Annotated in this window: 23 protein-coding genes, 1 tRNA gene and 1 pseudogene; 6 read left to right on the top strand and 19 right to left on the bottom strand. The window is 59.2% G+C overall.

Features of this window, described 5'->3' with window-relative positions; all coding sequences use genetic code 11:
• The first annotated feature begins 280 nt into the window (after positions 1-280).
• Positions 281-1711 (top strand): IS1182 family transposase, encoded by a 1431-nt coding sequence (locus AC1DK3_RS14235; protein ID WP_477192830.1) that lies wholly within the window; start codon positions 281-283, stop codon positions 1709-1711.
• Between the two features lie 283 nt (positions 1712-1994).
• On the opposite strand, the gene AC1DK3_RS14230 is transcribed toward AC1DK3_RS14235, so the two are convergent.
• Positions 1995-2741: a hypothetical protein gene (locus AC1DK3_RS14230; RefSeq protein WP_477192829.1), complete on the bottom strand. Its 747-nt coding sequence runs from the start codon at positions 2739-2741 to the stop codon at positions 1995-1997.
• Between the two features lie 230 nt (positions 2742-2971).
• The gene (locus AC1DK3_RS14225) at positions 2972-3487 is read right to left on the bottom strand and encodes a hypothetical protein (protein WP_477192828.1); all 516 of its coding nucleotides are present in this window, start codon (positions 3485-3487) and stop codon (positions 2972-2974) included.
• Here AC1DK3_RS14225 and AC1DK3_RS14220 point away from each other — a divergent pair.
• Positions 3392-4156, top strand: coding sequence for a TIGR01458 family HAD-type hydrolase (locus AC1DK3_RS14220; RefSeq protein WP_477192827.1), 765 nt, complete (start codon positions 3392-3394; stop codon positions 4154-4156). The genes AC1DK3_RS14225 and AC1DK3_RS14220 overlap by 96 nt on opposite strands.
• A 136-nt stretch (positions 4157-4292) precedes the next feature.
• Here AC1DK3_RS14220 and AC1DK3_RS14215 read toward each other — a convergent pair whose 3' ends face one another.
• From AC1DK3_RS14215 to AC1DK3_RS14185, 7 genes and pseudogenes are all read right to left on the bottom strand, one after another.
• A complete protein-coding gene (locus AC1DK3_RS14215; RefSeq protein ID WP_477192826.1) occupies positions 4293-4541 on the bottom strand; it encodes a hypothetical protein in 249 nt (82 codons plus the stop codon).
• Positions 4542-4694: 153 nt separating this feature from the next.
• Entirely contained in the window at positions 4695-5123 is a 429-nt protein-coding gene (locus tag AC1DK3_RS14210) for a CBS domain-containing protein (protein ID WP_477192825.1), read from the bottom strand.
• Positions 5124-5407: 284 nt separating this feature from the next.
• On the bottom strand, positions 5408-7471 hold the full coding sequence (locus AC1DK3_RS14205; protein ID WP_477192824.1) for an ATP-dependent helicase: 2064 nt from the start codon (positions 7469-7471) through the stop codon (positions 5408-5410).
• A gap of 125 nt (positions 7472-7596) precedes the next feature.
• Complete coding sequence (locus tag AC1DK3_RS14200) at positions 7597-8157, bottom strand: hypothetical protein (RefSeq protein WP_477192823.1); 561 nt, start codon at positions 8155-8157, stop codon at positions 7597-7599.
• A gap of 14 nt (positions 8158-8171) precedes the next feature.
• Positions 8172-9346: pseudogene (locus tag AC1DK3_RS14195) on the bottom strand (zinc-dependent alcohol dehydrogenase).
• Positions 9347-9614: 268 nt separating this feature from the next.
• On the bottom strand, positions 9615-9899 hold the full coding sequence (locus tag AC1DK3_RS14190) for a hypothetical protein (RefSeq protein ID WP_477192822.1): 285 nt from the start codon (positions 9897-9899) through the stop codon (positions 9615-9617).
• A gap of 456 nt (positions 9900-10355) precedes the next feature.
• Positions 10356-11006, bottom strand: coding sequence for an SOS response-associated peptidase (locus tag AC1DK3_RS14185; protein WP_477192821.1), 651 nt, complete (start codon positions 11004-11006; stop codon positions 10356-10358).
• 109 nt (positions 11007-11115) lie between these two features.
• Here AC1DK3_RS14185 and AC1DK3_RS14180 point away from each other — a divergent pair, with 109 nt between their 5' ends.
• Entirely contained in the window at positions 11116-11610 is a 495-nt protein-coding gene (locus tag AC1DK3_RS14180; protein ID WP_477192820.1) for a hypothetical protein, read from the top strand.
• Between the two features lie 604 nt (positions 11611-12214).
• Positions 12215-12781, top strand: coding sequence for a hypothetical protein (locus AC1DK3_RS14175; RefSeq protein WP_477192819.1), 567 nt, complete (start codon positions 12215-12217; stop codon positions 12779-12781).
• 172 nt (positions 12782-12953) lie between these two features.
• Here the strand turns inward: AC1DK3_RS14175 and AC1DK3_RS14170 are convergent.
• Positions 12954-13028 (bottom strand) — tRNA-Lys (locus AC1DK3_RS14170).
• A 284-nt stretch (positions 13029-13312) separates the two neighbouring features.
• Here AC1DK3_RS14170 and AC1DK3_RS14165 point away from each other — a divergent pair.
• Together AC1DK3_RS14165 and AC1DK3_RS14160 are read left to right on the top strand one after the other, a co-directional pair.
• Positions 13313-13510: a hypothetical protein gene (locus tag AC1DK3_RS14165; protein ID WP_477192818.1), complete on the top strand. Its 198-nt coding sequence runs from the start codon at positions 13313-13315 to the stop codon at positions 13508-13510.
• Between the two features lie 125 nt (positions 13511-13635).
• Positions 13636-14538 carry a DMT family transporter gene (locus tag AC1DK3_RS14160; protein ID WP_477192817.1) on the top strand — a complete coding sequence of 301 codons (903 nt, stop codon included), beginning with the start codon at positions 13636-13638 and terminating at the stop codon, positions 14536-14538.
• Here the strand turns inward: AC1DK3_RS14160 and tgt are convergent.
• From tgt to AC1DK3_RS14115, 9 genes are all read right to left on the bottom strand, one after another.
• Positions 14507-15697 carry a tRNA guanosine(34) transglycosylase Tgt gene (tgt, locus tag AC1DK3_RS14155; protein WP_477192816.1) on the bottom strand — a complete coding sequence of 397 codons (1191 nt, stop codon included), beginning with the start codon at positions 15695-15697 and terminating at the stop codon, positions 14507-14509. The genes AC1DK3_RS14160 and tgt overlap by 32 nt on opposite strands.
• A gap of 75 nt (positions 15698-15772) precedes the next feature.
• On the bottom strand, positions 15773-16948 hold the full coding sequence (locus AC1DK3_RS14150) for an alpha/beta fold hydrolase (protein WP_477192815.1): 1176 nt from the start codon (positions 16946-16948) through the stop codon (positions 15773-15775).
• 86 nt (positions 16949-17034) lie between these two features.
• Positions 17035-18135 (bottom strand): tRNA preQ1(34) S-adenosylmethionine ribosyltransferase-isomerase QueA, encoded by a 1101-nt coding sequence (gene queA / locus AC1DK3_RS14145; protein WP_477192814.1) that lies wholly within the window; start codon positions 18133-18135, stop codon positions 17035-17037.
• A gap of 22 nt (positions 18136-18157) precedes the next feature.
• Positions 18158-18565, bottom strand: coding sequence for a DUF423 domain-containing protein (locus tag AC1DK3_RS14140; RefSeq protein WP_477192813.1), 408 nt, complete (start codon positions 18563-18565; stop codon positions 18158-18160).
• Positions 18565-19041, bottom strand: a complete 477-nt coding sequence (locus tag AC1DK3_RS14135; RefSeq protein WP_477192812.1) for a peptidylprolyl isomerase — start codon at positions 19039-19041, stop codon at positions 18565-18567. Before AC1DK3_RS14135 ends, AC1DK3_RS14140 begins: the two co-directional genes overlap by 1 nt.
• Positions 19042-19119: 78 nt before the next feature.
• Positions 19120-19659, bottom strand: coding sequence for a peptidylprolyl isomerase (locus AC1DK3_RS14130; protein ID WP_477192811.1), 540 nt, complete (start codon positions 19657-19659; stop codon positions 19120-19122).
• A 140-nt stretch (positions 19660-19799) separates the two neighbouring features.
• Positions 19800-20201 (bottom strand): MGMT family protein, encoded by a 402-nt coding sequence (locus AC1DK3_RS14125; RefSeq protein WP_477192810.1) that lies wholly within the window; start codon positions 20199-20201, stop codon positions 19800-19802.
• Between the two features lie 9 nt (positions 20202-20210).
• On the bottom strand, positions 20211-20714 hold the full coding sequence (gene coaD / locus AC1DK3_RS14120) for a pantetheine-phosphate adenylyltransferase (RefSeq protein ID WP_477192809.1): 504 nt from the start codon (positions 20712-20714) through the stop codon (positions 20211-20213).
• A gap of 168 nt (positions 20715-20882) precedes the next feature.
• Positions 20883-21281, bottom strand: coding sequence for a c-type cytochrome (locus AC1DK3_RS14115; RefSeq protein WP_477192808.1), 399 nt, complete (start codon positions 21279-21281; stop codon positions 20883-20885).
• Positions 21282-21291: the final 10 nt, after the last annotated feature.

The raw sequence follows: 21291 nt of genomic DNA, 5'->3' as shown, positions 1-21291 counted from the left end.
GAGTTCGCACACGCCGACCGCTTCCGTCCGGCGAATAGCGCTGACAATCCACCTCGGGCTTTTCCAGTGGCGCCGAAATTTGGTGCGCGAAGGTTTGAGGTCGGCTTCGGGTCAAGAGTGGATGCCGTCTCGAGCCGCAGCACATCTGCATTTCCATTGTAAGCAGACTTCGCACTACTGCAATCATCACGGTTCATAACGCCTACGTCCGCTTATGGGAGTGGCTGTGTGAAAAGAGCAAATCAGTCCATGCTTTTCGCAACCGACCGGGGAGGCTTGGATGGGCCGATTTGTGGAAGGAGAAAACCGGCGTCAGCAGACGATGCTGCCCGCCTGCCTCGAAGACTACATTGCCGAAGATAATCCGATCCGCGTGGTCGATGCCTTCGTAGAGGAGCTCGACTTAGCCGCTCTTGGGTTCGAGCGCATTCAGCCAGCGGCGACCGGTCGTCCAGCCTATCATCCAGCGACGCTTCTGAAGATCTATCTTTACGGCTATCTCAATCGCATCCAGTCGAGCCGTCGGCTGGAGCGCGAGGCCGCTCGCAACGTCGAGCTGATGTGGCTAACCGGTCGCCTTGCACCCGACTTCAAGACCATCGCCGACTTTCGAAAAGCGAATGGCATTGCCATCCGCGCGGCCTGCGCACGCTTCATCGTGATCTGCGGCCAGCTCGGTCTCTTCTCGCATGCGGTTGCCGCCATCGACGGCGCTAAGTTCAAGGGCGTCAACTCTCGGGACCGCAACTTCACGAGAGGCAAGCTGAAACGGCGTGTCGAGCAGGTGGAAGCGAGCATCGAGCGTTACCTCGCTTCGTTGGAGGCCGCCGACCTTCAGGAGGGCGAGAACGCGGAGGCGAAAGCCACGCGATTGAGAGACAAGATCACGGCGATGAAGGCGAAGCTTGCTGAGCTCAAGCGGCTGGAGACGGCCGTTCAGGAGGCGCCGGATCAGCAAATCTCACTCACCGATCCTGACGCTCGATCGATGGCTACGAGCATGCGTGGCGCCGGCGTTGTCGGCTATAATGTGCAGGCGGCGGTCGATACCGAACACCATCTGATCGTTGCCCACGAGGTTACCAACGTCGTCGTCGACCGAACTCTGCTCTCTCCCATGGCGCGCCTGGCAAAAGAAGCGATGGCCGTCGAGAAGATCGATGTCCTGGCTGACCGCGGTTACTTCAGCGGCGATGAGGTTCTTGCCTGCGAGGCCATTGGCGCCACGCCTCACGTGCCCAAGCCACTTACATCGAATGCCAAGGCAGCCGGCCGGTTCGGCAAGGACGACTTCGTCTACCTTGCTGATCAGAATGCCTATCGCTGCCCGGCAGGCGAGATCCTCCCCTACCGGTTCACGCGCTTGGAGGAAGGGCGAACGCTGCACAGCTACTGGACAAACAAGTGTGGCGCCTGCGCGCTGCAGGCGAAGTGCACGACAAGCAAGGAACGCCGTGTGCGATGGGAGCATGAAGGCGTCATCGAAGCGATGCAGAAGCGGCTCGACGCTGGCAACGCCATGACCGTCCGCCGAAGGACCGTGGAGCACACGTTCGGCACGATCAAAGCGTGGATGGGCTACACGCACTTCCTGACGAGAGGCCTGGAGGGCGTGAAAGCCGAGATGAGCCTCTGCGTGTTGGCCTACAACATCAAACGGATGATCGCGATCCTGGGCGTTCAGCCGCTCATCGCTGCGGTGCGCGGTTGAGGTTGAGAAGGGCGGCGCACTTCACTTGCACTGGCGTCCGGCAGGACGGATGGTTCTCACACAGCCACGGGATTGAGCAGTCGCTCTCGCCAGCAGACCGCGTGCAGTCTCCATATCCGCATCTGGCCCATATGGGACGTCGCCGGGACATTCGCTCGGTCGAACTTTATGCCCCCTTCAGAAGCTTCGGAATGTCCGCTTTCGCGTAGTCAGCCGTCAAGCCGCGCGAAATCCAGATCGTCCGTGAACGCCTCGAGTGGCTCTGCGGTCGCATCGCAGAAAGTTACAAAGTTACAATGTCGCTCCACAATGGCCAGCCGCTCTTGAGGTTCCGGATGCGCACGGCAGCCTTCGGCCCCATGTCAGTGTCAATCTGGTCGACGTCGCCGAGGCCATAGGCGTCAAGTTGGTTCGCGCGCTCGGCAATAGCATGTTCGCTAAGATTAAACGCGCCTTTCAGATCGGCAGTAAGAATCAGGGTGGCGTGCCCGGCGGTTTGGACAACCCGACTATTGACCATCTTCACGGCCCGCCTCATGACGGCCCCGAGAAACTTGCGAAGCTCGATCGGCACGTTCCGCAGGCCGGCGACATAGACGTTTAGCTCTCCAAGTACCTCGTCTAGGCGCTTGAGATTCCGGACCTCAGTCGGGGCGTCAAGCTCGGTCCAGTCGGTGAGGGTTTCGAGGATGGCGCGGTCGGGGCGCGAGAAGCGGCGCTCGTGATCGGCCTTCATCTGCTTGAGCTTCTCCGCCGGAAAGGCAGCAACGTCGTTTGTCTTCTGGTGATGCGGGTAACACATCAGCATGAGGTTCGGGGTCGCCCGCCGGTCCTCGTTACTCATCGTTGGATTGAAGCGCTCGCCGTCCTCTTCGGCCGCCTCGATGTGGCACACTTGGCCGATGAACACGCCCTCTGCGTCCATCATCAGCTGACCGCAGCCGGGAAAGGCCCACAGATTGCCAGATTTCAGGAATGGTTCCCGCAATGCAGCGGGCTTCGGCGCAAGTCGTTTTGCCTCCTCGAGCATGGCTGGCCTTTCTGAGTTGAAGCGACACCGGTAGAGACGCTGACCTTCCGACCAGTGTCCGTTGTCCGGCAAGTATCTGAGATCCGCTCCTGGTGCCAACCAGAGGAAAATGGCCGGAGCCGCCGACCTCAGATTAACGGTGAGCCAAAATCCATCGCGCTGCCTCTTTGAGATTTTCGGCGACAAGGTCGGGCGCAGAGGGCAATTTGGATTCATCTCCAGGACGATACTTACCGGAAAATCGAGTCGCCGGTTTCCGCAATGACCGTCGTGGTCTCACCGATGAAGGCATTGATCCGCTTTGCGACGTGGCTCACCGTAAGGGCGCGGCCGGGCTCGACAGTAAAGCTAGTATCCAATAAGCGCGAAACGCTCGTGAAGGGAGGATGAGATAGACCGCCCTTTGGCATGCGGTCCGCCAACCCCGCGACCACATCGCCGATCCACACTTGTTCGTATACATGTTGGCTGATCTTCAAGCGCCCGGAGTTCGCGAGGATCATGTGACGCCCCTCAAGTCGGCCGGTGTACACGCCGAAGTTGATATCACTGATCCAGGCACCAAGGCACAGCAAGACATCACAATTCTCAACAATGTCTCGGATCGTCGGACGCGAGGTTCCGCCCTCGTAGACACCGATCGCCTGCGGATGAAGTTCGGAAATTACCGTCTTTCCGAGGAGCGTAGTCGCGACCGGCAGGGCGCTCGCGAAGGAGCACTTGCGGCTGTCGAGCGGCTTCGCCATGCCGGTCTACCGCTCCGCTTCATCACAAATACGACCAGACGCTCAAAGCGTCAGGTGACGGACGATTTGTGCCGAATGGGTCTGCGTGTCTCAAACGACGAGCTGTTTACGCCGGCCATTCTAGTGCGGGCATACTTGGAAAAGTATATGCTATCGCCATTCCTGGTCGTTCATCGCGAATTGGAAGAGGACTTTGCCGATCTCCCTTCTGACCGCGCAGAGGCTGTCGTCGTCGGAGACGCAGGAGAATACTTCACCTACGACCGTCTCAATTGCGCTTACCGAAAGGTCACGGAAGGCGCAGCACTTCTAGCGCTCGCAAAGAACCGAAACTTCAAGGACGCAGATGGCGAATTGAGCCTCGACGCCGGTCCATTCGTGGCTGCACTCGAATTTGCGACTAACAGCAGGGCCTTACTTTTTGGCAAACCGTCATCGGAGTTCTTCAGTGCTGCCGTCGAAGATCTCGGATATCCCGCGAGCAAGATAATCATGATAGGCGACGATGCAGAAGCCGATGTTGAAGGCGCGATCTCTGCAGGCTTGATGGGCATTCTCGTTCGAACCGGTAAGTATCGTCCTGGAGATGAATCCAAATTGCCCTCTGCGCCCGACCTTGTCGCCGAAAATCTCGAGGAGGCAGCTCAATGGATTTTGGCTCACCGTTAATCTGAGGTCGGCGGCTCCGGCCATTTTTCCTCTCGGATGTGAAGTGAGAATCACGCTGACGATGTGGCTAGAACAATCGCAAGAGGACGCTTCGCGGGCGAACCCCTGTCGCCCATGATCTGAACCGAACCTCCCGTCACGGCACGCCCATTGCCCACGCACTTTTCGCATCGCTTGGGAGGGCTTCTAGAGCCAAAATCGCATTGTCGACAAAACGATCAATCTCGTCTGCCGTCATCAAATGCGGAGAAATGGGAAGATCAGCCACCCGGCTCATGGAGCTGGATTTCACATAGATTTGGACGAACGCCGCTGACGGACGGGCGTCGTCATCGAATGCTGAAAAGTGAAACCCAAACCGGCCTTTTGTTTCTTCGATTTGCATGTCGGATCTCCGACAATCTAGGTACGCCAGTGCTTCGGACGAACCGGCCGGTATGCTTCAGCTCGACATCTGTCCGCACTTACGCGACCACTGCGGGTAGCCCGCCTCCATTGTAGAACAATAGCGCCCGCCTCCCGCTCACCCGCTTGTGAATCAGCGGCCGCCTTGGATGAAATGTTCGAGCTGCTCGATAATGAATTTTTGATCTGCGATGACGTTTTTGACGGGATCGCCGATCGAAACCAAGCCAATAACCTTCGTGTGCTCAAGGACCGGGAGATGGCGAACGGCCTTCGCGGTCATGATTGCCATGCAATCTTCGACGGCTTGATCGAGTCGGGTGCAGATGACTGTAGTGGACATGATCTCCCGTACCAGCGTCCTAGGAGAGGTCCGCCCCTTCAACACGATCTTTCGAACGTAGTCTCGTTCGGTGATGATCCCGGTGAGATTGCCACCGTCGAATACGACTAACGCCCCAATCTGATGCTTCGCCATCATCTCAAGCACGGAAGCGTCTGGATGAATGTGATAGACGCCGCGCCCTTTCTGATCGAGTACATCTCGTACGGTTGCCATCATCGAAGCAGGTCTCGGACGCGCAACAATGAAAGGCCGCAGATCTCTTCGTTCCAGTCGACACGCATGCATTTCGCTTTTACACGCGATCATCATCGCGCCTACCGGCGGCGTGCATTTGACTCTGGCGCGTTCGAGACGTGACCAGGTAGGCGCATTGCTGATTGACCATCGCCATGATGCTCTTCAAGATTGAAGGGGCAAACCTGCTCATTCCCAAGCCGAGGTCGGCAAGCGCTCAGCTGATGCGTTGGAAAATCAGTGGCCAGCCCGCTGTCGGCCTCCAGCTACTGCCACCGTTGTCGCATTTTGGCGGCTGGATCCACAGGTTGAATGTTGTCGGCTCGTACTGCGGTGTCGGCGACACTTACCCTCGGCGATGCGACGCTCTCAAAACACCCAAGGAGGGCGTTCGGAATGAAACGCGATCGCGATGCGTAGACGTGACGGTCGCCCTTGGCGCTTTGACCGTGCGTATAGAAGCGCTGCGGTATGATAAGGTGCAAATCATCTTTTGCCCGTGTCATCGCGACGTAGAGAAGTCGCCGCTCTTCTTCGAGTTCTGCTGTCGTGCCGGCGCCCAGGTCTGATGGAATACAGCCGTCGACGACGTTCAATATGAAAACAGACTTCCATTCCTGACCCTTGGCCGAATGGATCGTCGAGAGGATCAGATAATCTTCGTCGAGTGTTGGCACACCCGCCTGGTCGCTTGTGGCGTCTGGTGGATCGAGGGTCAATTCCGTCAAGAACCGTTCACGAGAAGGGTACCCGCTCGCAATCTGTTGCAATTGAACGAGGTCCGCTTGTCGCATGACCGCATCCTCCTCATGGATACGTTCAAGGTGCGGTTCATACCAAAGCCGTGCGCGTTCGATCTCACTTGGCCAACTGCTGCACGCCTTGGCTAGGTCCACTACGACGTTGACGAAATTTGACCAGTCGTCACCAACACGCGGTGGCGGAGGCGCCAACGGAAGTGCGGCGATGGGATCGGGCGCCCCCGCGATATAGTCTAGCACCCGCTGCGCAGAGGTCGGACCTACCCCCGCCATGAGTTGCATCACCCTAAACCCAGCAACGCGATCACGAGGGTTTTCAGCAAAACGCAAGATTGCGAGCAGGTCCTTGACGTGCGCGGCGTCGAGGAATTTGAGAACGAACGGGATGTTGCGGCGCGTGAGTTCGATCTCTAGAGGGCCACTGTGCGAAGAAGTGCGGAACAAGATCGCCTGCTGCTTGAGGGCTGATCCGGCTTCCCTGTTTTCAAGAACCCGATCGACGATGTATCGGGCCTGGATGATCTCGTCTCTGACGTTGACCAGGCGCGGCAGTTGTCCGATTGCGCGCTCAGTCCACAGGTTCTTTGTAAACCGCTCTGCGGCGAGTCCAATCACAGCGTTCGACGCCGAAAGAATAGCCTGTGTTGAACGGTAGTTGCGTTCCAGCGCAATGACTTCTGCTGATGGCGTGAAAGCTGAAGGAAACTCCAGAATGTTTCGAACGGTCGCGGCGCGAAACGAATAGATTGATTGCGCATCATCCCCGACGACGGTCAGACCAGCGCCATCAGGCCTTAAGCCCAGCAAGATCGAAGATTGAAGGCGATTGGTGTCTTGGTATTCGTCGACCATGACGTGATCGAAGCGGCTGGACATGTTCGCCGCAAGCGCGGACTCGTTGATGGCCTGGGCCCAATAGGCGAGCAAATCGTCGTAATCGAGAACGTTTTGACTTTGCTTTGCCTCGACGTAAGCACCGAATAGCTTCTTGAGTTCAGGCGCCCACATCGCGCACCACGGAAACGCTAACAGAGCTTCCTCGACCGACACTTCGGCGTTGACGCAGCGAGAATAGATCGCAAGGCACGTGCCCTTGGCCGGAAAGCGGGTTTCAGTCTTCGAAAACCCAAGCTCATGGCGAACCAAGCTTAAAAGGTCGGCAGAGTCTTCGCGGTCGTGGATTGTGAATTCTTTTTTCAATCCGATTTGTTCGGCGTAGTCGCGCAAGAGGCGAGCGCCGATGCCATGAAACGTACCTGCCCATGTGAGGGCGTCGGTGATGCTGCCGGCATTTTGGCCCATGACGCGGCGAGCGATGCGCTCGACGCGTCGTGACATTTCCGAGGCTGCGCGGCGAGAAAACGTCATCAGCAGTATGCGTCGTGGATCGGCGCCGTTAACAACCAAATGCGCAACGCGATGTGCAAGTGTATTGGTCTTGCCCGACCCGGCGCCGGCAATTACCAGCAGAGGGCCGTTCGTCGAGCCTTCGCCAACGCCGACACCGTGCTCGACTGCGCGGCGTTGTTCAGGGTTGAGATGGTCCAGATAGGTCGCTTGAGCGCCCATGGCGGAGATCCGAAGCTGAGAGAAGCTTCCAGAGTCCGTGATTCGTCCGGGATCCGCAACTTCGCACAGAGAGCCAAAGGCCGCGTGCTCGTGGCCATATCTGGACTCCTTTACAGATCGCTTACTCAGCATCCTTCGGGATAATGCGCCGTCACTCGAGGTTCTCGCGCCCCCAAGCGGAGCGACTGCCGGGCCCGATCCAAGCCTTGAGGAAAGCCGGAGCGGTCCGAATAAATGCGTGGCGGCTCACTTCTCAGGGATCGCGCAGACACTCGTCGAGCGGCGAAAAGATCTAGTGCTGCCGCTCCCAGAACCGTGAACAGCGCGAGCTTTACATTGCCGCGCATGCCATTGGACGCCGGCAGCGCCGCAAGGAGAGCTGCTGTATCCATTCCGTCGCCGGCGACCCGCATCCAAAGGCCGAGTTTTTTCTCGGTCGAAAGCGTCACGACCCCGGCCCCGATCTCGCGTGCGCCAAAAGCGCGAATCGTTGCCTCCGAACCCGTTCCCTCGACTCCGAGAAATCGCGAAATGCGCTTCGCGGCCACAAGTTCTAACACTCCGAGCCCTATTCCGAACCACCCCAAGGATTTGGCAAGGCGATCGACTCCTGTCGCGCTGCTTGGACCGGTCTCGATGACTTTGGGATCGCCTTTTGCTCTCGTGTAATTGATCATTTTATTCATCGGAAGGTTCTCAGTTATGGCTTCAAGACGACCTTGATGCAGCTGTCACGCTTGTCACGGAACACGTTGTACATCTCGGGTCCGTCCTCGAGATTTGCTGTGTGGGTGATCACGAAGGAAGGATCGATCTGCCCTTCCGCGATCCGGTTGAGAAGATCGTCGGTCCAGCGCTTGACGTCGGTCTGACCCATCTTGAACGTCAGCCCCTTATTCATCGCAATTCCCATTGGAAATTTATCTATGAGACCGCTGTAAACGCCGGGAACGGAAATCACCCCGGCCGGGCGACACGCGTAGATCATCTCGCGCAATACATGGGGCCGATCGCTTTCCAGCATCATCATTTGTTTTGCGCGATCGTAGATTGTATCGGGTTGCGAGAACGAGACATGGCTCTCCATCCCTGTCGCATCGATGCATTTTTCTGGGCCTTTGCCGTCCGTGAGGTCGTTCAGTCTCTCAACGACACTCTCTTCCTCGAAATTTATCGTTGTGGCGCCCCCTGCTTCAGCCATGCTGAGACGCTCGGGCAAACGGTCGATGGCGATGACTTGTTCGGCACCCAGCAGCATAGCGCTGCGGATCGCCATCTGGCCGACGGGGCCGCATCCCCAAATCGCGACTGTGTCCGTCTTCTGAATGTCGCACTGTTCGGCGGCCTGCCAGCCGGTGGGAAAGATGTCGCCGAGGAAGAGGACCTGCTCATCGCTTAGGCTGTCCGGGACCTTGATGTGAGTAGTATCCGCGAACGGCACGCGCAAATACTCCGCCTGTCCGCCGGGGTAGCCGCCGGTCAGATGGCTATATCCGAAAAGCCCGGCGGTGCCGTGGCCGAATACCTTATTGGCAACTGCCTTCGATCGGTTCGATCGCTCGCAAACGGAGTAATGTCCCGCTTTGCACTGATCGCATTCACCGCAGAAGATCGTGAATGGAACAACGATCCGTTCGCCCTTCTTGAGACGCCCGTTTACGCCGTTTCCGGTCTCGACCACCTCCCCCATCATCTCGTGGCCCATGATGTCTCCGGGCATCATGGCGGGAATGAAGTTATGAAAGAGGTGAGGTCCGAGCCACAAATCGCGCAGCTCGTCACTTTGATGATCGCGTCGCGCGGATCTTCGATTTCTGGATCCGATACCGTATCGCAGCGAATGTCTTCCTTACCGTGCCAGACTAATGCTTTCATGTGATCCCATCGCGTTTGCCGTTTTTCGGAATCGGTCAACAAGCCCACTGGGGACGACGCGAGGAAGGGTGCAGTGCGAAAACGCTCGCAGTTGCAAACCAAAATCGAAGGTGAAGAAACCTGGACGAAGCACAGCAAAGAAGACGGGACAATTCATGGATCAGAAAAAAGCCCCTTCCGACAAGCCCTACAAGGGCGTTCGCAAAGAGCGATAGTTTCTCCTAACTCGGATGATGGGGAACCGCTCGTCGCGGCTCCCCGATGTAGCTTAATCCATTGATTTCTGCTTGCTGGGGTCTGGGGTACGGGTGGACGTACCTTCCGGTGTCTTGGCGGCACCGGTGCCAGCGGCGCCCGACGTTCCGGCTCCTGCTCCGCGGTCAGGTGTTTCCGTCCCTGGCGTGCGATCCGAAGTCTTACCGCCAGGTTGGTTAGTTACCGCGCCATTCTCATTCATCTTCAGTTTGTCACTACTGTCATCAGCCAGGGCTGAGCCTGCGAACAGCGATGCTGCGAGCAATCCCGCATAGATGCAGGGAGTAGAAAAGCGCATCGAACATCTCCTTGGTTGTTGTTGACGGACAGGTGCCCGCCAATCGGGAAATGAACCTGACGCGCTTAGTGTTCCCGCTGAGACGACCCGCTAAGAGTGCTGCAACGCCACATCGGTGATCACGCGAGGGACATTGAAAAGGGAGGGCGGCCCGTCTGGCCCCGAGGAATTGGTTTAAGCCGCAATTGCACCTCGACGAGCGCCCAATGGCAATTTTGCAGTGCAAATTTGACAAGCGCGAGGCCAAACTTTCAACTGTCGGAAACAATACCGACACAACAGTGCCGCCCGCGTCGCGCTTGATCACGCGGGATTTTAATTGCTTGCGCTGCTCTGTTGGACCGTTCTCAAGACGGGTGATCGAGCTCGAGAAGAGGAAGGCTCACGCTATCTCTCGGTGCAGGCCGCAAACGTGACCTCTCAGAGCTCGGAGTTTTGATCCGCTATGCCCATACGCTAGGCAACCAGAAAGTCTTTCTTTTCAAATCCGGACTGTACGACACGCATCGCGCCGGGATCGTAGCTCCGCGCGAGCGCGAAGGCGTCAACGGGCGAACCTGAGAGCCACGTTTCGAAGTCCGCTTCTTCGCTAAGCAGCACCGGCATCCGTTCGTGGTTGATCGAGTCCGTGAGGGCGTTCGGCGCCGTCGTCATGAAGCTGTAGACGTCTAGCTCGACATTGGGGCCGTCCTTCTTCACCGGGCCCTTCCAGCGCTGCCAGATGCCCGGAAACGCGAACAGACGGCGATCCTCGTCGCCATTGACGGCGAACCAATGCCACTTCGCGGGCGTGCCGCTATCGGGCTCACAGTAACTCGACGCCGGTACGAGGCAGCGCCGCTGCTCGAATGACGGCTTCCAGAACCGGCTCGTAAGGATCTTGTCATCGCGGACGTTGGTGACACGGCGCGGCGCCTTGCCCGGCTGCAGCAGCACGAAGCCCCAGCTCATCGTGACCAGCTCGCGCTCGCCGTCCTCGGCTTTGCGGATGACGCTGCCGTTCCAACCCGGAAAAATCGCGGGCTGCGGCTCGATCGCGGTCGCGCGGTTGTGCGCCACGCGGAAGAGCCGCCGGATGGCTTCGACGTTCCGGGTTTGAGAATACAAGTTGCACATAATTGGAGATGTAGCCGCGGCGAGGGTTGATCGCAAGGCGATGGCCAGGTTAGACCGTGGCGGGGAATTTAGGGAACGGCAGCACCGACAGGAGCTGACCGTGAAAATCTATCTCGACGAGACCGACGCGCCTAATCCACTCGATCGTGAAGCAGCCGAGCGCGTCATCACCGAGATCGTGAGCAACGACGTCATCACCAAAGGCTCGTTCGTCATCGAAGGCTACAGCGCCGCCCGCCGGATCGCGGGTGCACTTACAGCGGCGCGCGCCGACGAGCGGCGTCTGGGCTTCGAGACCCCCATGCCGATGCGGGACCTAGCGCCAGCGCCAGGGGCTCCTGCCGTGATGGCGAAATGGCCGACGCTGCATCCGCTCTATCATTGGCTGACCGTGGACGGTGTGCGGCTTCAGAGTTACCGCGAGGGCGTACACCGCACGCCCCTGATCTCAGATGATGCCCGGATCAGAATCGAGCACCACGGCGACTTCTGGATCGCGCATGTCGATGGTGCTGAGGTGATCAGTTGCGGACTTGTGCGGCGCTTCGACAGCGAGGTCGAGGCCATCCAGGCTGCGTTCGGCAAAATCACCTAATCGCGCCTCAATTCCAGCGGCGAACGCAGATCAAAACGCGTGGCCCAGATTACAAGTCGGTATCAATTTCCCGGGTGCGACATAATGCAAATTTGTATCCGCCAACTTTGCGAGAGCAGAGCCGGAGAGGGCTTGCACAGCTTTGATCGAGATCAAATGATTCGTAGACTGACGAACTAGGCTTCGGATTGTGAACGGTCGATCGACGGCAATATTTCTGCATAATTCCCTTTAATGGACGCCGGTCTGATCGTTCACGCAAGTTCCCGTGCAATAGGAAGCATGACATGCGTGTGCGTCAGATCTACGGAAATGGAGATATAGCTGTCGGCGGCAAACTTGAATATCATGGGTGTTGTTCCGACCGTTGGTGTTCCGGTTGTTCCGCCGATGGGCGTTTAGATAATGCGTCTGCAGAGCCCGGTACAGAACCGAGATGAGATAGCCGGAGCCCACGCGATGGCCCTCACCGCCGCAACACGCGGCGGGCCTTATAGCTCAAGCGGCTCTCAAAACCTCCACTAAATAGCATGGCGGAACAATTTACTCGCGCGTCGGAGACGAGATGTTTGCGCAAAGCAAATTTTGTGAAAGGTCAAGAGATATGAAAAAAGCAGAAATAAAGATTTGCGGCGAAGCCTGGAACGTTTGGTTTCACTGTTTGGGGGATGATGAGATCGCCCGGCTTAAGAGCGAAACCGGACTGCCAGCGGATGATCTCTACTTCATGGAAGAAGAAATCATTTATGATGCCTGGGACGTCACGGGGCTGAATGTCCCGGACGCCGGATGGTCGGCCTACTTTGACTATCCGGCTGAGGACTCCTGTGAATGCGAAGATATAGCGGAATACCCGGCGCTCCTTGTCGTTGATTGGAGTAAAGTGTCCACCAGCACTGAGATAGACGGGCCATTCGATCCCGCTAAGTTCGTGGTAGAATGGCAGAGCCGACGCTTTGCAGGCTTTGAGTTCACGCTGTGCAAACTTCGCTACGATGGCCGCCCCTTGCAATATCCATGGGGCTTCGGCGGTGATCGCGACTACTACTACTACGTGGACAAGGATGGGCGGGCGACGGAGGTTTATGTCTCCTTTGACGAGCAGCAAACCTTCCATCTTGGCGAGCCGATCGACGACGAGTCTGCCTCTGTGGCTGCTGTCAACGCCTGATGCGCCGAATAGTGCGTGCAAAACAGGTGAGGCAACCGCACCGCCGACAGCCGATCGGTCGACGCCATCGGACGATGGTGCAGCCGGAGAGCGGCCGCAGTTCTTGGTTGTTACTATGTGCTTACTGAAACGACGTCTCCCCGATTGCCAATTTCGTAACTCCTTGATTTGGTGGTGAGCCCGGTTGGGATCGAACCAACGACCCTCTGATTAAAAGTCAGATGCTCTACCGCTGAGCTACGGGCCCTTTTAACGCACCAAATCAATAACTTGGACGAAAGCATTCCGTCCGGCGCCATTCCGGCCCATGCCTCGCCGCACCCCTTTGAAGGATGCGCCGCGTCGCGCGCCGAAGCGAGCTTATAGAAACGGTGCTCGGAACCCGCAACCCTCATTCCGCCAGCTCTTCTGACGGATGGTCGCAGCCCTGCATAAACGTGGGTGGCTCGCGCTCGGCTTGAGCGGTATACCTCCTCGAACAAGTCGCCTCGCCTTTTCGGCGCTCGCGACCGGCATCGAACAGGAATTGCCATGGCTGACCCCGAAGCCCTCGCCGAAATTGAACAGCGCATCGCGATCATCCGCGACAATCTTCGCGAGCTTGTCGAACAGGCCGCCGGCTATTCAGGCGCAGCCGATGACGAACTCAATTCCGATCGGATCGCAACCCAGCAAGCTCAACTCGACGCCCTTCTCAAGGAGCGAGACACCCTGCTCAAGAAAAAGTAGCCCTCGCTCCGCCGCACGACTCTTCGAACGATATAAACCGCCATCCCTCCCGCTAAGCGGCTCGCGCGCCGCCGGCCTCCTTCTATGGCCGCGTGCTCGCGCACCGCTATTGAAGCTTCGCAAACATGCCCGATCGGCTAAAGGCCATTCTCTTGATGTGCATGGCGGTGACGCTGTTCGCCGGCCTCGACACGTCAGCAAAGTATCTCTGCACGACGACCGCAATTCCCGTTTCGCAGATCGTCTGGCTGCGCTTTGCGGGCCAGATCTTGTGTATGGCGCTAGTGCTTGGCCCGGCGACGATCCCGAGATTGTTGAAAACGAAAAATCTCAAACTTCAGCTGACCCGGTCGACGCTGATGCTCGTCACGACCATCGCCAATTTCGTTGCGGTCACGTATCTGCGGCTCGACCAAACGCTATCGATCACGTTCTTGACGCCGCTTATCGTTGCAGCGCTTGCCGTGCCTCTGCTTGGCGAACACATCGGCTGGCATCGCGCCGCGGCCATCTTCGTCGGATTCCTCGGTGTTTTGGTCGTCGTACGGCCGGGTGTCAGCACCGTCCATCCCGCATTCATCGCGGCGTTTCTCTCGACGCTCGCTTATTCGGTGATGATTATCGTCACGCGCCGCCTTTCCGAGTTCGATACCTCGCTCGTGACGCTGTTCTACGGAACCGTCGTCGGAACCATCGCCACAGCCCCGTTCGCCATCAGCGAATGGCTATGGCCAGACAACATTTCAACATGGGTTCTGCTGTTGGCGCTCGGCGCACTCGGCGGCGGCGGTCACTATTTGATCATCAAGGCATACAAGTTCGCGCCGGTCTCGGCCGTGACGCCGTTTCTCTATTTCGAGCTCATCAGCATGATCACGCTGAGCTACCTCGTGTTCGGCGATCAGCCGGATCGTTGGAGCTTCGCCGGATCGCTGGTCATCGTCACGTCGGGACTTTACCTGATCCATCGCGAACGCATCGCGCACAGGGAGAGCCTTATGGCTCTTGAGCCGGTGGAGCAGCGGTGATGCGCGCCTTCGTCTCTGCCGCCCAAGCGTCGAAGCGGCCGTCGTCGATCGCCGACCGCATCGCCGCCATCAGGTCCTGGTAGAACACGGTGTTGACCCACGACAGGATCATCGCGCCGAGATATTCGCCCGATTTGATCAGATGATGAATGTAGGCGCGAGAATACTCGCGCGCCGCCGGACACGAGCTTGCTTCGTCCAGTGGAGACGGATCCTCGGCATGCTTGGCATTGCGCATGTTGACCGGACCGTTCCACGTAAAGGCATAGCCGTGGCGGCCGTTCCGCGTCGGCATCACGCAATCGAACATGTCGACGCCGAGCCGTACGGATTCGATGAGGTCGAGCGGCGTCCCGACGCCCATCAGATAGCGCGGCTTATCGAGCGGCAGATGCGGCAGCGTCTCGCCGAGCGTCGCGATCATGGCCTCATGGCCTTCGCCGACCGCGAGCCCGCCGACCGCGTAGCCGGGAAAATCCATCGCGACCAGCGCCTCAGCCGACCGCCGGCGAAGCTCCACGTCCGTACCGCCTTGCACGATGGCGAACAGCGCTTGCCCCGGCCCCGCACCGCCTGACGCAAGTTGCATCTCGAAGGCGCGTTTAGACCGCTCGGCCCAGCGAAGCGACAATTCCATCGCCCGCTCGACCTCTTTGCGCTCGGCCGGAAGCTCGATGCATTCGTCGAACTGCATCTGAATGTCGGAACCGAGCAGACACTGAATCTCGATCGAACGTTCCGGCGACAGCATGTGGCGCGAGCCGTCGATATGCGATTGGAAGGCGACACCCTCTTCCGTGATCTTGCGGATCTTGCCGAGGCTCATCACCTGGAAGCCGCCCGAGTCGGTGAGAATAGGCTTCTCCCAGCGCATGAACTTGTGCAGGCCGCCGAGTTTAGCGACGCGCTCCGCGCCGGGGCGCAGCATCAGATGATACGTGTTGCCGAGCAGGATATCGGCGCCAGCGTCGCGCACCTGCTCCGGGTAAAGCGCCTTCACGGTCGCGACAGTGCCGACCGGCATGAACGCAGGCGTGCGGATCACGCCGCGCGGCGTCACGATCTCGCCCCGGCGCGCGCTGCCGTCTTGCTTCAAAAGGCGATAGCCGAATGCCGGCGAAGGTTTCTCAGTCACGTGTTCGGGTGTCGCAACGTTCATCGATCTCAATTCAAAAAACAGTGGCCGCCGGCAAGGCAAAAATGCCCCGGCCGGCGGCAAGACTGGATGTATCTCTTACTTCTCGATCTTCACGACGACGCCCTTGCCCGGCTCGACGATAAGCTTGCTGAAGTTCGGCGCCGCATCGCTATGCACCAGATCCATCGTCGGAGCGCCCGTCGTGATGAAGGCGTTGATATCCTTCGCTACGGTCTCGGCCGCCGACCATTGGATGTTGTGGCCGATGTCGCTCTCCTGCGCCCCGGATGCCGGAAGCGGAAGCTTCCCATATTCCTTCCAGTAGAACGTTAAGCCCGACTTGGCGGCAGCCGCCTTGAGCGCCGCTTTGATCTCATCCTGATCCTTCGCCAGATAGATGCTGTCCTGCGTCGCCCACATGACGAGGGTCGGCACCGACATGCTCTCTAGTCGCGCGGTATTGTCCTGCGCGAGAAGCCCTTTCGTCGCGCCGATCCACGTGCCGAGCTTCGTCTTCGCCGTTTCCGGCGTGTAAGGCTCGAGGAATGAGGCCTCTGCGGCCGGATCGATGGTCCAGTTTGCCGCAATCCATTCGCTGGCCTTCGGGTCGGCATCGAGGGGCGTCAACTCATAGACATCGGCGGGAAACGCCTTGCCTTGTGCCTCGAGCGATTTCTTCCATGCGCCTTCGATCGTTTGATTGAGAACGAAATCGCCCAGCGCCGCATTGCCGACGCTCTTGGCGCCCGTCGCATTCAAAATCGCGTGGCTCACCATTTCGGGGTGCGTGAGGGCAATCTCTTGCACCACGAACGAACCCATCGAATGTCCGGCGAGATCGGCTTTGTGAATGCCCTTCTCGTCCATGAAGGCGATCACGTCGCCGGCGAGATCCGAGATGCGATAGCAGGCCTCGGGAGCCGGCGCGCACGTCTTGGCGTCGGGCATGCTGCTCTGGCCATGGCCGCGCAGATCGACCGCAATGATGCGCAGCTTGGGATCGAGCTTGTGCAGCGCGTCCATCGCCAGCATCCAGGACCGCGCGCTGTCGGTCAAACCGTGGATGAGAATAACGGGCTTGCCGTCGGCTGGCCCGACCTCGACGTACGCCATGTCGATGCCCGTCGGCAGCTTTTGCACGCAGCGCGGAACATTGACCGAAGTGCAAGCCTCGTCGGCCTTTGCGACGTCCGCTAAGAGAGGAATGAGTGGTGCCGCCGCGAGCCAAGCGCATGCCGCGAAGGCCCGTGTAATACCGGTTCTCGATGTCATGGGAACACCCAGCTATCTGATGACGCGACGCAATGAGCGGCTTCGACCGGATCGCGCGGTCTTTCCTCGCAGCCGGTTCAGCTATATCAGCCGGGCGTGCGGAATAGAAGCGAAGCGTCGCCGTAGGAATAGAACCGGTAGCCGGAGCGGATCGCATGGCCGTAAGCTGCGCGCATCGTGCCGAGCCCCGCGAACGCCGAGACGAGCATGAAGAGCGTCGAGCGCGGCAGATGGAAATTGGTCATCAGAATATCGATCGCCTTGAAGCGATAGCCCGGCGTTATGAAGATCGCCGTTTCACCCGACCAGGGCGAGATTGCGCCATCGTCCTTCGCCGCGCTTTCGAGAAGACGGAGCGACGTCGTGCCGACGGCCACGATCCGCCCGCCGCGCGCCCGCACGTCGTTGAGCGCCGCCGCCGTTTCCGGCGAAACCTCGCCCCATTCGGAATGCATCACGTGCGCGTCGGTATCGTCCGCCTTGACGGGAAGAAACGTTCCGGGCCCGACGTGCAGCGTCACGAAATGGCGCGAGATCTCCCGCGCGTCGAGCGCAGCCAACAGCTCGGGCGTGAAATGCAAGCCGGCCGTCGGAGCCGCAACCGCGCCCTCCTTGCTGGCGTAAACGGTCTGATAGCTTTCGCGGTCGCGAACGTCGGACTCGCGCTTCAGCGCAATGTAAGGCGGCAACGGCATCAGCCCTACGGCCTTGACCGCGTCGTCGAGCGCGCCGCCCGTCAGATCGAACGCAAGTTCGACCTCGCCGGCTTCGCCCTTAGCTGACACCGTCGCGTCCAGCGCGCCGAGCATGCAGCTATCTTGGTCGTGGCCGAAGTGCACGCGGTCGCCAGCCTCGAGACGCTTCGCCGGACGCGCAAAAGCCCGCCACGAATTTTCGCCCGTCCGCTTCGTCAGATTGAAATCGACCTTCGCCCGCGTCTCGCCGCGAATGCGGACGCCGGAAAGCGCCGCCGGAATAACCTTTGTATCGTTGAAGACGAGAGCATCGCCTGGGCGCAACAGGCTCGGCAAATCGCGTACGCTCTGATCGCCAAGATCCGCGTCGTCACGCGCGCAACTGCCTTGAACCGGATGCACGACGAGGAGACGCGCAGCATCGCGCGGCTCCGCGGGATAAAGCGCAATGGCGCTGTCGGGCAATTCGAAATCGAAAAGATCGGTACGCATCAAAAGACTTTAGATGAGCAGCTCAGCGCTTGGCGAGCGCCTCCGCAATGGCGAGAAGAGCGACGAGCAGCCAACTGAGGATCATCAAGCTCCCGCCCACGGGCGCCAGCATCTGATACGTCGCGTCGTTCGTAAACGTATGAAACGCGATCTCGCCGGTGAAGAGCGAAGCAGCAAAGAGCATCAGAAGCGCCGTCGCGTTCCAGAGCTTCCGCCAAGCCGCACGCAGCGCGACGGCAAAAATTCCGACCGACGCAGCAGCATGCAGCGTCAGCAACGTTGCCGACGAAGCGAGTGCCGGACTGTCGACTTTATGCGCCGCCGCCGCGGCAAGTCCGACGCCCGCGGCACCCGCGAGACCGGCCCATACCAGAATGAGAAAAGGCGCGCTTTGAGGCGCGCCTTGACCGTTATTGCCGATGTCGCGCATCAGGCCGCATCCGCCGCGACGCGAACCTTGACCATCTTGTCAGGGTTCTGCGGCGGCTCGCCCTTGCTGATCTTGTCGACGTTGTCCATGCCGTCGATCACCTTGCCCCAGACCGTATACTGCTTGTCCAGGAACGTAGCATCATCGAAGCAGATGAAGAACTGGCTGTTCGCCGAATTGGGGTTTGCCGATCGCGCCATCGAGCAGACGCCGCGCACGTGCGGCTCGGCGTTGAACTCGGCCGGCAGGTTCGGCAGATCCGAGCTGCCGGTTCCGCGTCCCTGCGGACAGCCGGTCTGCGCCATGAAGCCAGGGATCACGCGGTGAAAAGCGATGCCGTCGTAGAAGCCGTTGCGAGCCAGCGTTTTGATACGCTCGACGTGCTGTGGCGCGAGATCGGGGCGCAGCTCGATCGTGACTGGCCCTTTCGTTGTCTCGATGACGAGCGTGTTTTCCGGATCTTTGATTTCGGCCATGAGACCATCCTTTCTTGAAGTCTTCTCTATCCCTGCGTCCCCGGGGGATATGGCCAGGGATATGGGGAAGGTCGGAAGTTATTGCACGTAGACTTTCTGCATGACGTCCGGGTTGGTTACCGTTCCGGAACCCGGTGCGCCGCGCTTGATCAGATCGACGAACTGCATGCCTTCGACCACCTGGCCGAAAATCGTGTAGCTGCCCTTGAGGCTCGCGCAGCCGATGCTGTTGAAGCAGATGAAGAACTGGCTGTTCGCGGAATTCGGGTCGGACGTGCGCGCCATGGCGACAGTCCCCCGCTTGAACTCTTCATTCGAGAACTCGGCCGGAAGATCGGGAAGCTTCGAGCCGCCAGCGCCAGTTCCCGTCGGATCGCCGGTCTGGGCCATGAAGTCCTCCATGACGCGATGCCATTTGATGCCGTTGTAGAAACCCTGGTTGGCGAGCGTCGTGATCTGCTCGACGGTCTTTGGCGCGAGATCGGGCCGGAGCTGAATGACGACCTTGCCGTTCTTGAGCTCGATGACGAGCTTGTCGCCAGCGGCGCGCGCCGGCATATCTCCAAACGCGGTCATCGCAAGCAACGACGCGAGAATTACCGAAAGAAGTCTGACCATTGGCGCTCCTCGTGGATTTATGATTTCGCCGGCGTTTCCATTTGCCGATCACGGCCACCCGTTGTGGCGGCGGGCAGTGTTGCCGCCCTTATGGCGATTTGACGGCTGACCCGCAAGTGACCGCTTGGCCGGCCTGCAGACTACGGCCGGAGCTTCATGCCCCGCGAGCGGCCCGCGGGCTTGCCCTCCGGTGGCGGGGGCTCCACCCGGGACGCTTTTAATAGTGACGCATCGTCGAGCGTCGCCAGCAGATGCCGGGCAAGATCCTGCACGATGCCCGCCGGAGAAACCATGACACCTTCGCGAACGAGCCTCGCGAACTGCTGATCGCGATGCGGACCGCGGCCAATGCCGCCGCCTTTCGCAACCACCCGGTGCCACGGAACGAAGTCGCGTTCATCTTCGGAAAGCTGAGACAGCATCGTGACGGCGAGAGGCGCCGGAATGCCGGTCTCCGCCGCGAGGCACTCCGCCGTCGTAACGCGCCCGACTGGAATTTTGCGAAGAAGCGTCAGCAGCTCGGCTTTTGATCGTAAGGCCATGACGTCGGCCTATCGCGTTTTCGGCCCTTTTGCCTTGAGACGCTTCAGCACGGCTTTCGACACGAACGGCGACGGATCGCCCCCCATCGACGCGACCGCGCGAACGAGGTTCGCAGCAATATGCCGGACGGACGGCGAAGCCGCCACGTAGACCGTCTGAATCTCCGGCGCCATTTCGCCGTTCATACCCGCCATCTGCATTTCGTAGTCGAAGTCGGTGCCGTCGCGAAGACCGCGGATAATGATCGACGCCTCGTTGGCGCGCGCCGCCTCGACGGCGAGCCCCGAGAACGTAACGATCGCGATCTCCGTCTTCGTCGCCTCGGCGATGGAGCGCACTTCATCTTCGAGCATCGCGACGCGCTCGGCTTCGTGGAACATCGGAGCCTTGCCCGGATTGACGCCTATGCCGATGACGAGCTTGTCCAGAAGGCCCGCCGCGCGCCGGATCACGTCCGTATGCCCGAGCGTCACTGGATCGAAAGAACCGGAATAGAAGCCGATGCGGATCATGGGAGCCTTCGCAATTCAGGAAACTCCTGAATAGCGTCGGCCGTGCGAAATGCCCAGAGGGATCGGCAAGCAACGGGGAGACTTTAACCGGTAGGATGAACGAGCAGCCCGGCCGGGCTCTCAACGCGCCAATTCCCAAGCAGCCGGAATACAGTCGGAATAACGTCCTCAATCCGGATTCGATTTCAGAAAATCCACGATATCCTTGCGCGTCTTGATGTCGGAAATGCCCGTAAACGGCTTCATGCTGTTGTTCGGCACGACACCGTCCGGATTGGCAATGAACTTGTCGAGCGTGCCTTCATCCCAAGTGATGTTGGCTTCCTTCATCGCGGCCGAATAATTGAAGCCTTCTACGGCGCCGGCCTTTCGCCCGACAACGCCATGAAGGCTCGGTCCGAGGCGATTATCGTCTTTCTTCCACGAATGGCATGTCCGGCAGTTGTTATTGAACACTTCGGCACCCGAAGTGCCCGTGGCGTCATTTGCAATATCGGAATCGGCCGCAAATGCCGCTGGAGCGAAAGCAAAGGACAGCACGCCCAGTCCGATAAAAAGAATACGCACGAGACCTCCT

The organism is Hyphomicrobium sp. 01T421, assembly GCF_056398805.1.
This window is presented reverse-complemented; position numbering and strand designations above follow the sequence as displayed.